The organism is Pseudomonas sp. BF-R-19, from assembly GCF_019956445.1.
GTDB lineage: Bacteria > Pseudomonadota > Gammaproteobacteria > Pseudomonadales > Pseudomonadaceae > Aquipseudomonas > Aquipseudomonas fluorescens_BH.
Map to the genome: position 1 here is coordinate 243,831 of NZ_JAHBDN010000048.1, position 12,169 is coordinate 255,999.

Genomic DNA, 12,169 nt, shown 5'->3' on the forward strand with positions numbered 1-12,169 from the left:
ACGGGCGGCTGGGTTGGGACCAATCAACGGCTTGGGGCCTTGCTGACAGGGCTTTCAGGGTTGCGAACGTGCCTGCGGCAGACATCGATCCAACGTTATGTAGTGCGCGCTGCGGCATACTACATGATGAATTGCGGTTGTGAAAATTAGACTAATTACGTCGTTCTGCGACCCCATGACGCATTGCGGTCACGTCGGGGAGCGTGATGTTCTCAAAAAACTATTGGATTGTTCCAGTTAAATATCAAAAGTTGTACACGATTTGTTGGGTCAGTCAGATCGGCGGTGCCTTCATTCGCGAGCAAGCCCGCTCCCACAAGGACAGCGCATGACCCTGTGGGAGCGGGCTTGCCCGCGAAGAGGCCTGACCTGTCGGCGCAGGTCCAACCCTTGCCTATACTTGGTTCTCTATAACAAAAGTCATGACTAGAGGGCTGCGCCATGGACCACCTCGTACTCACTGTTTTTGCTCCGGACAAGCCCGGGCAAGTCGAGCGCATTGCCCAATGCATTGCCGAGCACGGCGGCAATTGGCTGGAAAGCCGCATGTCGCGCATGGCGGGACAATTCGCCGGGATTCTTCGGGTGGGGGTGCCGGCCGAGGCCTACGACGAATTGGTCGATGCCCTGCAGGGTTTGTCCGCCCAGGATATTCGCGTGTTGATCGCTGAAAGCGGTATCGAACAATCCTGCACCTGGAAACCGATCGCCATGGAACTGGTGGGCAATGATCGTCCGGGGATCGTGCGTGACATCACGCGCTTGCTGAGCGAGCAGGGGGTGAATCTGGAACGGCTGGTCACCGAAGTGCGCCCGGCACCGATGAGCAGCGAGCCGCTGTTTCACGCCGAAGCGATTCTCGCGGTACCGCTGACCCTGTCGCTGGACGTGCTGCAATCGCGCCTGGAAACCCTGGCTGACGACCTGATGGTCGAATTGGTGCTGCGCAGTGAACCCTGATCAGGTTATCCAAGTTAAACGTGCACCGGCCTGTGGATAACCTGTAGAGACACCCCGCCAGGCCATGTCGACCGGGGCTCTTCAGGTTCTGATCAAAAAACCAGCAGTTTCAGATACTTGCGCACAAACGGCGGGGATCACGCTGTGGATAACCTTGGGAAGGAATGATGCAGGCCACGGGATACGTGGCCTGTAGGGTTTTGTGCGTTTTTTGATCAGTTGCGGCGGCGTAAACTTATCCACGCATCGATGCTGTAAACCGCCAGGCCGGCCCAGATAAACATGAACGCTACCAAGGTGCTGGACGACAGGTGCTCGCCAAACAGCAGGACCGCTTGCAGCAGTACCAGTGTCGGCGCCAGATACTGGAGAAAGCCCAGTGTCGTGTAGGGCAAATGCCGTGCAGCAGCGTTGAAGCAGACCAGTGGCACCAGCGTGATCGGGCCGGCGGCGACCAGCCACCAGGCTTGGGAGGTGGTCCAGAATTCGGCCTGGGCGCTGCTGGCCGTCGGATTGAGCAGCAACCAGCCGAGGGCAATCGGCACCAGCATCCAGGTTTCCACCACCAACCCCGGCAGCGCCTTGACTGGCGCCTGCTTGCGAATCAGGCCATAGAAACCGAAGGTCAGAGCCAGCACCAGCGACACCCACGGCAGGCTGCCGACTTGCCAGACTTGCTGCGCCACACCGACAGCCGCCAGACCGACGGCAATCCATTGCATGCGCCGCAGCCGTTCGCCGAGGATCAGCATGCCCAGCAACACGTTCACCAAGGGGTTGATGTAGTAGCCGAGGCTGGCCTCCAGCATGCGTCCGTTGTTCACCGACCAGACGTAGGTCAGCCAGTTGGCCGCGATCAGCGCACCGCTCAGTGCCAGGATCGCCAGCCGCCGCGGGTTATCCCGCAGTTCGCGCCACCAGCCGGGATGCTTCCAGACCATCAGCAACAAGGCGCCGAACAATGCCGACCACAGCACCCTGTGGATGATGATTTCCACGGCGGGCACGCTGGCGATGGCTTTGAAATAGAGGGGGAAAAGCCCCCAGATGATGTAGGCACTCAGGCCTAGAATGTACCCGCGACGCGGGTTGGCGGCTTGCATGCAGAATCCTTGCTTAGGCAGCTAACAAAGAGGGGATTGTAAGGAGATTTGTCTGCGAATGTCCTGACTGAATAGGTTGGGTATTTGTGAACACGGTACCTGTGGGAGCGGGCTTGCTCGCGAAGGCGGTGAGTCATTCAACATTGATGTCGACTGACACGCCGCTTTCGCGAGCAAGCCCGCTCCCACATTCGTTCTGTGTGGGTCAGAAGAGTTTTAGTGGCTCTTCATTGAGCGCCGCCAGTTGTTCGCGCAACGCCAATACCTGGTCCCCCCAATAACGCTCGGTGCCGAACCACGGGAAACTGCGGGGGAAGGCCGGATCTTCCCAGCGGCGGGCGAGCCAGGCGCTGTAGTGCATCAGGCGCAAGGCGCGCAACGGTTCGATCAGCGCCAGTTCACGCGGGTCGAAGTCGTGGAACTCGTTGTAGCCGTCCATCAGTTCCGACAACTGGCTCAGGCAATCCTGACGATCGCCAGCGAGCATCATCCAGATGTCCTGCACCGCCGGACCCATGCGGCAGTCGTCGAGGTCGACGATATGGAACATCTCGTCGCGGCACATCATGTTGCCGGGGTGGCAGTCACCGTGCATGCGGATGTTCTGGTGCGGCGTGTTGCTGTAGGCATCTTCCACACGCTTGAGCAGATCGCGGGCCACCGATTCGTAGGCCGGCAGCAGGCTGCGGGGGATGAAATTGCCGTCGAGCAACGTGGCCAGCGAGTCATGGCCGAAATTTTTCACCGCCAGCGCTTCACGGTGCTCGAACGGGCGGGTCGAGCCGACCGCATGCAGGCGCCCTAGCAACTGGCCCAGGCGATACAACTGGTCGAGGTTGCCCGGCTCCGGTGCGCGGCCGCCACGGCGGGGGAACAGGGTGAAACGGAAACCGTTGTGTTCGTGCAGGGTTTCACCGTTGTGGATCAACGGCGCCACGACCGGCACCTCGCAGTCGGCGAGTTCGGCGGTGAACTGGTGCTCTTCCAGAATCGCTTCGTTGCTCCAGCGTTGCGGCCGGTAGAACTTGGCGATCAGCGGCTCGGCGTCTTCGATACCGACTTGATAGACGCGGTTCTCGTAGCTGTTGAGGGCCAGGATGCGCGCGTCGCTGAGAAAGCCGATGCTTTCTACAGCATCGAGCACGAGGTCTGGTGTGAGGGTTTCAAACGGGTGGGCCATGCTGACTCCTGCGCGCAGCAGGCTGCTGCGTCCGGCCAGGCATGGTAGCGCAGACGGCGCGGTTTTAGGGGGTGGGCTTGAGATGTGTGGTGTCTGGGCTGACGCCTTCGCGGGCAAGCCCGCTCCCACAAGGACAACATGATTCCCTGTGGGAGCGAGCTTGCTCGCGATGAGGGCCTGTCAGGCGCCGACGATCCCGCCATCTTCCCGCGAAATCGCCATCACCGATGAGCGCGGTTTGCCATTGGGCAGGTGCTCGGGGAAGGTCGAACCGCCGTTTTCACCCGGGTGCTGGATCCCGACAAACAGGGTTTTCTGATCCGGCGAGAAGCTGATCCCCGTCACTTCACAACCTACCGGGCCAACCATGAAGCGGCGGATCTCGCCGGTTACCGGGTCGGCACAGAGCATCTGGTTGTTGCCCATGCCGGCAAAGTCTCCGGCGTTGCTCGAATCGCCATCGGTGAGAATCCACAAGCGCCCGGCCTTGTCGAAGCCCAGCCCGTCCGGGCTGTTGAACATGTTCTGCGGCGTGATGTTCGACGATCCGCCTTTGGGTGTGCCGGCGTGAACCCCCGGATTGCCGGCGACGACGAACAGGTCCCAGGCAAAAGTTTTCGAGCCGTGGTCGTCACGCTCGGTGCGCCAGCGCAGGATCTGCCCGTAGACGTTCTTCTCGCGCGGGTTTGGCCCGCCCACCGGTTGCCCGTCTTCGCCGCGTTTGGCGTTGTTGGTTAGCGTGCAGTAGACCTGGCCGTCCTTGGGGCTGACCACGATCCATTCCGGGCGGTCCATGCGCGTGGCCTTCACCACACTGGCGGCGAGACGGGCGTGGATCAGCACTTCGGCCTGATCGGCAAAACCGCTGCTGGCGTCGATGCCGTTTTTGCCGTGGGTCAGTTCGATCCATTCACCTTGGCCTTTCGGGTGATCGACGTTACCGTCGCCCGCATCGAAACGCGCCACGTACAGGGTGCCGTGGTCGAGAATGTCGCGGTTGGCCTTGGGGTTCTTGTGGTCGATCTTGTCGCGGCTGACGAATTTGTAGATGAACTCCCCGCGTTCGTCGTCGCCCATGTACACCACGGCATGACCGTCGCCAGTTTCCGCAAGGGCTGCGTTTTCGTGTTTGAAGCGCCCCAGGGCTGTGCGTTTGACCGGCGTCGATTTCGGATCGAACGGATCGATCTCCACCACCCAGCCGTGACGGTTGAGCTCGTTGGGGTTCTTCGCCATGTCGAAGCGCTCGTCGTGCTGGTGCCAGTTGATCTCTTTGCTGGTAGCCACCACGCCGTAGCGTTTTTGCGCCGGGTCGAATTTCTGCTCGGCGTTGCTGCTGCCGAAGCAGTCGGTGAAGTTCTCTTCACAGGTCAGATAGGTGCCCCATGGCGTCTTGCCATTGGCGCAGTTCTGGAAGGTGCCGAGGGCGTTCTTGCCATGCGGATCGGCACTGGTTTTCAGCAGGGCATGTCCGGCGGCCGGGCCGCTCAGGGTGATCGGTGCGTTGCCGTGAATGCGGCGGTTGTAGCGCGAGCCCTGGACGAATTGCCATTGGCCGTTCTTGCGCTGCACTTCAATCACCGACACACCTTCGCAGGCCAGCGCCTTGCGCACTTCTTGCGCCGATTGCGGCATGCCGCCGTGGGCGTAAAGGTAGCGGTAGTTGGTGTATTCGTTGTTGATCGCCATCAGCGCCCGGTCTTTTTCGCCCGGAAATTCGAACAGGCTCATGCCGTCGTTGTTGTCGCCGAACTGGGCTTCCTGATGTTCGGCGCTGCCGTTGCCGCTCGGGTCGAACGCCGGGCCGTCCTTGTGCAGAGGTTGGCCCCAGCTGATCAACACCGAGGACTTGTAGCCCGCTGGCAGGGTGATGGAATCGCTGGTGGCGGCGGCAATGCTGTCGAAGCCCAGCAACTGGCTGTTGCCGGCGCTGACGCTGGCGGCCATCACGCTGCGGCTCAGCAGGTTGCCGCCGAGGAACATCGCCGCGCCGCACAGGGCACCTGCGCTGATGAAGCCGCGACGGCTGAGGCCGACCATGTTTTCGAGGTCGGTGGACTGGTTTTCTTCTAATAGGCTCATTTCAGGCTCCCTGCGATTTGTGCAGACACCTTAATGAAGAGTAATGAACCTTTTGTTGCAGTTTTGTTTAAAGCGGCGTGCCCAGCAGAACCCTGGACGGCGAAAACTCCACGCGCACCGGTTTGCCGGACGTCAGCCCCAATGCCTGCAGATGCCTCGATTCGGCCAATGCGCACAGCGTCAGGCCGTTGGGCAGGGTGATGCGCACTTCGCTGGGGCCATCGTCGGCGTCGAGGATTTTTTCGATGATGCCGTTGAGGCAATTGTGTCCAGGGGTTTCGACGGAGTCGATTTCCAGCACGTCGAGCCAGCCGGCCTTGATCAATGCCACGACTTCGCTGCCGATTTGCAGCTCCAGGCGCTCGGTGCTGTCGTGGGTGATTTGCGCGGCGACGATCACGCCTTTGGCAACTTCCAGGCGAATCAGGTCGTTGCGCCCCTGAGGTTCAATCGCGATCACCTTGCCGTGCAACTGGTTGCGCGCGCTGGTGCGCAGCATCAGGCGCCCGAGCAGGTCGAGGTCGCTCGCGTCTTCAGCGGCTTCCAGCACCTGGGCCTGCAAGGCTTGCAGCTTCTGGTACAGGCGCAACACCCGCTCACCTTCGTTGGACAGGCGCGCACCGCCGCCGCCCTTGCCGCCGACGATCCGCTCCACCAGCGGCTTCTGCGCCAGGTTGTTCAGCTCATCGATCGCATCCCAGGCGGCCTTGTAGCTCAGGCCCGCGCTTTTGGCCGCGCGGGTGATCGAGCCTTGTTCGGCGATGTGCTGCAGCAGGGCGATGCGCTGCGGACGGCGGACAATGTGCTGGGACAACAAGGTTGGCAAAGACATGACAAGTCGCTTTGGGTGGTGACGATGGTGAGGACGTTGGCCGCTTGGACCGCGCGAGTCAAGTCAGGGTGTCTCGCCGGGTTTAGGCGTACGGGCCAGGCAATAGACGTCGACCCTTGCCGCACCGGCGTCCATCAGCAGGCGAGCCAGGGCCAGGGCCGTGGCGCCGGTGGTCAGTACGTCGTCGACCAGGGCCAGGTGCAGGCCTTTGACGACGGCGCCGGGTGCCAGGGCGAAAGCGTTGCGCAGGTTTTTTCGGCGGTCTTGGGCGTTCAAGGCCTGTTGGGCGTCGGTGTCTTGGGTGCGTAGCAGCAACCGTTCGTCGCAAGGGATATCGAGACTCGCACTCAACCAGCGAGCCAGCATCGCCGCCTGATTGAACCCGCGCTGGCGCAGGCGTCGGTTGGCCAGCGGTACCGGGATCAGCGCATCGGGGCGCTGCAGATCGTCTTCGAAGCGATGTTGCAGGTATTGAACGAGAAGTTCGGCGAGCAGGCGGCCAAACGGCCACTTTGCGTTGTGTTTGAAGCGGGTGATCAGGCTGTCTACCGGAAAGCTGTAGGTCCAGGGCGCAATCACTTGTTTGAAGGCCGGTGGCTGCTTCAGGCAATGGCCGCAGGTGAGGCCCGCGGCCGGGAGCGGTAGGGCGCAGGTCAGGCAGTGATCGCCGAGCCAGGGCAACTCGATTTCGCAGGCCGTGCAGACAGGAGGGATGCCGTCGGCCGGTTCATCGCACAAAAGACATGATTGTTTGTTTTTTAACCAGATGTAAACCGGTCCTTCGTATCGCGGTTGACAGCGCATCGCTCTTCCTTAAATATGCCGAAACATCTGTGAGGCGGCTGTGACATTCCATTGCCCAACCGCCTGCCAAAGCATAATTCAAAGGAAACGCCCATGAGTGCCAGCACCACTGCAACCCTGCGTCATGACTGGACTTTGGCCGAAGTCAAAGCACTCTTCGTCCAGCCATTCAATGACCTGCTGTTCCAGGCGCAGACGGTGCACCGTGCGCATTTCGACGCCAACCGCGTCCAGGTGTCGACCCTGCTGTCGATCAAAACCGGCGCCTGCCCGGAAGATTGCAAATATTGTCCGCAGTCCGGTCACTACAACACCGGCCTGGAAAAAGAAAAACTGATGGAGGTGCAGAAGGTCCTCGAAGAGGCCGCTCGTGCCAAGGCCATCGGCTCGACCCGCTTCTGCATGGGCGCAGCGTGGAAACACCCGTCGGCCAAGGACATGCCGTACGTGTTGAAAATGGTCGAAGGCGTGAAGGCCATGGGCCTGGAAACCTGCATGACCCTCGGTCGCCTGGATCAGGATCAGACCGAAGCGCTGGCCAAGGCCGGCCTCGACTACTACAACCACAACCTCGACACCTCGCCTGAGTTCTACGGCAGCATCATCACCACCCGCACCTACAGCGAGCGCCTGCAAACCCTGGCCTATGTGCGTGAGTCGGGGATGAAGATCTGTTCCGGTGGCATCCTCGGCATGGGCGAGTCGCTGGACGACCGCGCCAACCTGCTGATCCAGTTGGCCAACCTGCCGGAGCATCCGGAGTCGGTGCCGATCAACATGCTGGTGAAAGTCGCCGGTACGCCGCTGGAAAATGCCGACGACGTCGATCCGTTCGACTTCATCCGCATGCTCGCCGTCGCGCGCATCCTGATGCCGCAATCCCACGTGCGCCTGTCCGCCGGCCGCGAAGCCATGAACGAGCAGATGCAGGCCCTGGCGTTCTTCGCTGGTGCCAACTCGATTTTCTACGGCGACAAACTGCTGACCACCGCCAACCCGCAGGCCGACAAGGACATGCAACTGTTCTCGCGTCTGGGCATCCTGCCGGAAGCCCGCGAAGAGCACGCCGATGAAGTGCATCAGGCGGCGATCGAGCAGGCGCTGGTGGAGCAGAAGAGCAGCGAGCAGTTCTATAACGCGGCGGTTTGAGTCTTCCACCGACTTCTCTGGTTGGAATGCAAAACCCTTGTGGGAGCGGGCTTGCTCGCGAAAGCGTCGTGTCAGTCGACATCAATGTTGAATGTCAGACCGCATTCGCGAGCAAGCCCGCTCCCACAGGGGACATGTGTCATTTGATAGTCGAGGCCTGCATGTCTTTCGATCTCGCCGCACGCCTTGCCGCCCGTCGTGCCGAAAACCTCTACCGCCAGCGCCCGCTGCTTGAAAGCCCGCAGGGGCCGCAAGTGGTGGTCGATGGCCAGCCATTGCTGGCGTTCTGTAACAACGACTACCTGGGCCTGGCCAATCATCCGCAAGTGATCGAAGCCTGGCGTGCCGGCGCTTCGAAGTGGGGGGTGGGCGGAGGGGCATCACATCTGGTCATCGGCCATAGCTCCCCGCACCATGCCCTGGAAGAAGCGTTGGCCGACCTGACCGGTCGCCCGCGCGCGTTGCTGTTCACCACCGGCTACATGGCCAACCTCGGCGCGGTCACGGCGCTGGTGGGGCAGGGTGATACGGTGCTCGAAGACCGGCTCAATCATGCGTCGCTGCTCGACGCAGGGCTGTTGTCCGGTGCGCGGTTCAATCGTTATCTGCACAACGACGCGGTGAGCCTGGCCAAACGCCTGGAAAAAGCCACCGGCAATACGCTGGTGGTCACCGACGGCGTGTTCAGCATGGACGGTGATATCGCCGACTTGCCAGCGCTGGCCCGAGAAGCCAAGGCCAAAGGCGCCTGGTTGATGGTCGACGATGCCCATGGTTTTGGTCCGTTGGGTGCCAACGGTGGCGGCATCGTCGAACACTTCGGCTTGAGCCAGGATGACGTTCCGGTGCTGGTCGGCACCCTCGGCAAGGCGTTCGGTACGGCGGGTGCCTTTGTGGCTGGCAGCGAAGAGCTGATCGAAAGCCTGATCCAGTTCGCCCGTCCCTACATCTACACCACCAGCCAACCACCTGCGCTGGCCTGTGCCACGTTGAAAAGCCTGGAACTGCTGCGCAGCGAACACTGGCGCCGCGAGCATTTGCAGACGCTGATCCGCCAGTTCCGCCACGGTGCCGAACAGATTGGCCTGGAACTCATGGACAGCTTCACACCGATCCAGCCGATCATGGTCGGTGACGCGGGGCGCGCGGTGCGCCTTTCGCAGATGCTGCGCGAACGCGGGTTGATGGTGACCGCGATTCGCCCGCCGACCGTACCCGCCGGCAGCGCCCGGCTGCGGGTCACGCTGACGGCTGCCCACAGTGAAGCCCAGGTACAGCTATTGTTAAACGGACTGGCCGATTGTTTTCAACAACTGAAGCCGGAGCCAAGCCATGCGTGATCGTCTGATTCTGCTGCCCGGTTGGGGCCTTGGCGTTTCACCGCTGGAGCCTCTGGCGGCGGCTTTGCGAGGCCTGGATGAGCACCTGCACGTCGAGATCGAGCCGTTGCCGGAGCTGGAGTCAAGCGATCTTGAAGAGTGGCTCGATGAGCTTGATTCGACCTTGCCGCAAGACGCCTGGCTTGGCGGTTGGTCATTGGGCGGCATGCTCGCCTGCGAGTTGGCGGCCCGGCGTGGCGATCGCTGCTGTGGTGTGTTCACCCTGGCCAGCAACGCTTCTTTTGTCGCCCATGAGCAATGGTCAAGCGCCATGCCAGGGGAAACCTTCGACGCGTTTCTGGCGGGATGCGAAGCCGATCCGCGCGCGACGTTGAAACGCTTTTCACTGCTCTGCGCCCAAGGCGCCGAAGACCCGCGCGGATTGTCGCGGTTGTTGCTCGGTGGCGCCCCGAACACTGCCGCGCCGGTGCTGCTCAGTGGTTTGCAAGTGCTCGCGCAACTGGATACCCGACAGGCTTTGCATGCGTTCCGCGGTCCGCAACTGCATCTGTTCGCCGGCCTCGACGGGCTGGTGCCGGCGGAAGCGGCGGGCGAGTTGCTGGCATTGCTGCCGGATGTCGAAATCGGTCTGATTGAACAGGCCAGCCACGCGTTTCTCCTGGAGGATCCCCACGGTGTGGCGGGGGCGATCCAGGCCTTTTTGCATGAGTCCGGCGATGACTGATCTATCCTTTCCCAACCTGCCCGGCGCCTTGCCTGACAAGCGCCAGGTAGCAGCATCATTCTCCCGCGCGGCGGCCAGCTACGACAGCGTGGCCGAGTTGCAGCGTGATGTCGGCAGCCAATTGCTCAAGCGCTTGCCGCAGGACTTTGTACCGCAGCGCTGGCTGGATCTGGGCTGCGGCACCGGGCATTTCAGTCGTGCCTTGGGTGAGCGGTTTCCGGGCTGCCACGGTGTGGCGCTGGACATTGCCGAAGGCATGCTCAACCACGCCCGGCCATTGGGCGGTGCCGCGCACTTCGTGGCCGGCGATGCCGAGCGATTGCCACTGCAGGATTCGACCTGCGACCTGATCTTCTCCAGCCTGGCGGTGCAGTGGTGCGCAGACTTCGACTCGGTGCTCGGTGAAGCCTTTCGGGTGCTGAAACCGGGTGGCATCTTCGCGTTTGCTAGTCTGTGTGTAGGGACGTTGTTTGAATTGCGCGACAGCTGGCGGCAGGTCGACGGCATGGTGCACGTCAATCGCTTCCGGGCGTTTGGTGTTTATCAGCAGTTATGTGCGGCCAGCGGCTTGAGGGTGCTCAGCCTGCAAAACCTCGCGCACGTGCTGCATTACCCGGATGTGCGCAGCCTGACCCATGAACTCAAGGCGTTGGGTGCGCACAATCTCAATCCCGGGCGGCCCGGTGGCTTGACCGGCCGGGCGCGGATTCTGGGTCTGATTGAGGCTTATGAACAGTTTCGTCAGGCCCAGGGACTGCCGGCGACTTATCAAGTGGTGTACGCCGTTTTGGAGAAGCCCTTATGAGCGCAGCCTATTTCATCGCCGGCACGGATACCGATGTCGGTAAAACCACGGTCGCTGCGGGGCTGCTGCATGCGGCGCGTTCGGCGGGTTTGAGCACAGCGGCGGGCAAGCCGGTCGCGTCCGGTTGCGATGTGACGCCCAAAGGCTTGCGCAACGCCGATGCGCTGGCCTTGCTGGCGGAGTGTTCGATGCCGCTGACCTATGCACAGGTCAATCCGATGGCCTTCGAACCGGCGATTGCCCCGCATCTGGCGGCGCGAGAGGCGGGCGTGGCGCTGACGGTGCAGTCGTTGCTGGCGCCGATGCGGCAGATTCTGGGGATGCAGGCGGACTTCACCCTGATCGAAGGCGCCGGCGGCTGGCGCGTACCCTTGGCGGATCAGGACAATCTGTCGGACCTGGCCATCGCATTGAAGCTGCCGGTGATCCTGGTGGTCGGCGTGCGGTTGGGGTGTATCAGCCATGCCTTGTTGACCGCCGAAGCGATTGCCCGGGACGGTTTGCAACTGGCGGGATGGGTGGCCAATATCATCGACCCCAAGACCTCGCGGCTGGAAGAAAACCTGGCCACCCTTGCCGAGCGCATCCCGGCGCCGTGCCTGGGGCGTGTGCCTAAACTCAAGGCCGTTACGGCCGAGGCAGTGGCCGAGCACTTGCAACTGGACCTGCTGGACTGACGTTTTTGCAATGCGGGCTTTGCCTATGATAAGGCACTGTGCCATTAGAGTTTTTGACGGGTGTTTTGCCAGCCACTCTGCTTCAATGGCCGCTGTTGATCCTTTGAAAGGACGAGTTTTCCCATGGAAATCTCAGGAAGCACCGCTTTTTATGCCGGTCTGAGCACCCTTCAGGCAGGGCAGAACCGTGTCGATCAAGCCGCCGGGCAGATCGCCAACATGACGATCGAGCGTTCGGTCACCAGCCAGTCCTCCGCGGCGCAGGTCGATCGTCTGCGATCGGTTGATCGCAGCCAGCAATCGGACCTGAGCAGCAACGTGGTGGAAATGGCCCAAGGCAAGATTCAGGCGGAGCTGGGCGTGAAAGTCGCCAAGGCAGCCGACGAAGTGCTTGGTACGTTGATCGATACCTACGCTTGATTGCATCGCTGATGCAGCACCCTCAACGCCGCGCCTGTTCGCGGCGTTTTTCTGCGTAAGTCTTTCTTGCTCAACTAATCTTTTCAGTGTGGC

At 61.6% G+C, this 12,169-nt stretch carries 12 protein-coding genes; 7 read left to right on the forward strand and 5 right to left on the reverse strand.

Going from position 1 to position 12,169, the window contains the following annotated elements; all coding sequences use genetic code 11:
• Window positions 1–441 precede the first annotated feature (441 nt).
• Window positions 442–960 carry a glycine cleavage system protein R gene (locus KGB28_RS12830; RefSeq protein ID WP_095944918.1) on the forward strand — a complete coding sequence of 173 codons (519 nt, stop codon included), beginning with the start codon at window positions 442–444 and terminating at the stop codon, window positions 958–960.
• Window positions 961–1,175: 215 nt separating this feature from the next.
• Here KGB28_RS12830 and rarD read toward each other — a convergent pair whose 3' ends face one another.
• The 5 genes from rarD to KGB28_RS12860 form a co-directional block, all read right to left on the reverse strand.
• On the reverse strand, window positions 1,176–2,063 hold the full coding sequence (gene rarD / locus KGB28_RS12835) for an EamA family transporter RarD (RefSeq protein WP_223445563.1): 888 nt from the start codon (window positions 2,061–2,063) through the stop codon (window positions 1,176–1,178).
• A gap of 205 nt (window positions 2,064–2,268) precedes the next feature.
• Window positions 2,269–3,243 (reverse strand): serine/threonine protein kinase, encoded by a 975-nt coding sequence (locus KGB28_RS12845; RefSeq protein WP_095944920.1) that lies wholly within the window; start codon window positions 3,241–3,243, stop codon window positions 2,269–2,271.
• 180 nt (window positions 3,244–3,423) lie between these two features.
• Window positions 3,424–5,325: a PhoX family protein gene (locus KGB28_RS12850; RefSeq protein WP_223445565.1), complete on the reverse strand. Its 1,902-nt coding sequence runs from the start codon at window positions 5,323–5,325 to the stop codon at window positions 3,424–3,426.
• A 67-nt stretch (window positions 5,326–5,392) separates the two neighbouring features.
• Window positions 5,393–6,157 carry a TOBE domain-containing protein gene (locus tag KGB28_RS12855; RefSeq protein ID WP_223445567.1) on the reverse strand — a complete coding sequence of 255 codons (765 nt, stop codon included), beginning with the start codon at window positions 6,155–6,157 and terminating at the stop codon, window positions 5,393–5,395.
• Between the two features lie 63 nt (window positions 6,158–6,220).
• Window positions 6,221–6,961, reverse strand: a complete 741-nt coding sequence (locus KGB28_RS12860; RefSeq protein ID WP_223445569.1) for a ComF family protein — start codon at window positions 6,959–6,961, stop codon at window positions 6,221–6,223.
• A gap of 93 nt (window positions 6,962–7,054) precedes the next feature.
• On the opposite strand from KGB28_RS12860, the gene bioB reads away from it, so the two are divergent.
• From bioB to KGB28_RS12895, 6 genes are all read left to right on the forward strand, one after another.
• Entirely contained in the window at window positions 7,055–8,110 is a 1,056-nt protein-coding gene (gene bioB, locus KGB28_RS12865; RefSeq protein WP_223445571.1) for a biotin synthase BioB, read from the forward strand.
• Window positions 8,111–8,271: 161 nt separating this feature from the next.
• Window positions 8,272–9,450 carry an 8-amino-7-oxononanoate synthase gene (bioF, locus tag KGB28_RS12875; RefSeq protein WP_223445573.1) on the forward strand — a complete coding sequence of 393 codons (1,179 nt, stop codon included), beginning with the start codon at window positions 8,272–8,274 and terminating at the stop codon, window positions 9,448–9,450.
• A complete protein-coding gene (locus tag KGB28_RS12880) occupies window positions 9,443–10,174 on the forward strand; it encodes an alpha/beta fold hydrolase (protein WP_223445575.1) in 732 nt (243 codons plus the stop codon). Before bioF ends, KGB28_RS12880 begins: the two co-directional genes overlap by 8 nt.
• Window positions 10,167–10,979: a malonyl-ACP O-methyltransferase BioC gene (gene bioC / locus KGB28_RS12885; RefSeq protein WP_223445577.1), complete on the forward strand. Its 813-nt coding sequence runs from the start codon at window positions 10,167–10,169 to the stop codon at window positions 10,977–10,979. Before KGB28_RS12880 ends, bioC begins: the two co-directional genes overlap by 8 nt.
• On the forward strand, window positions 10,976–11,656 hold the full coding sequence (gene bioD / locus KGB28_RS12890) for a dethiobiotin synthase (RefSeq protein ID WP_223445579.1): 681 nt from the start codon (window positions 10,976–10,978) through the stop codon (window positions 11,654–11,656). The genes bioC and bioD overlap by 4 nt, the downstream gene beginning before the upstream one ends.
• Before the next feature lie 123 nt (window positions 11,657–11,779).
• Complete coding sequence (locus tag KGB28_RS12895) at window positions 11,780–12,076, forward strand: pyrroloquinoline quinone biosynthesis protein PqqE (RefSeq protein WP_223445581.1); 297 nt, start codon at window positions 11,780–11,782, stop codon at window positions 12,074–12,076.
• Window positions 12,077–12,169 lie beyond the last annotated feature (93 nt).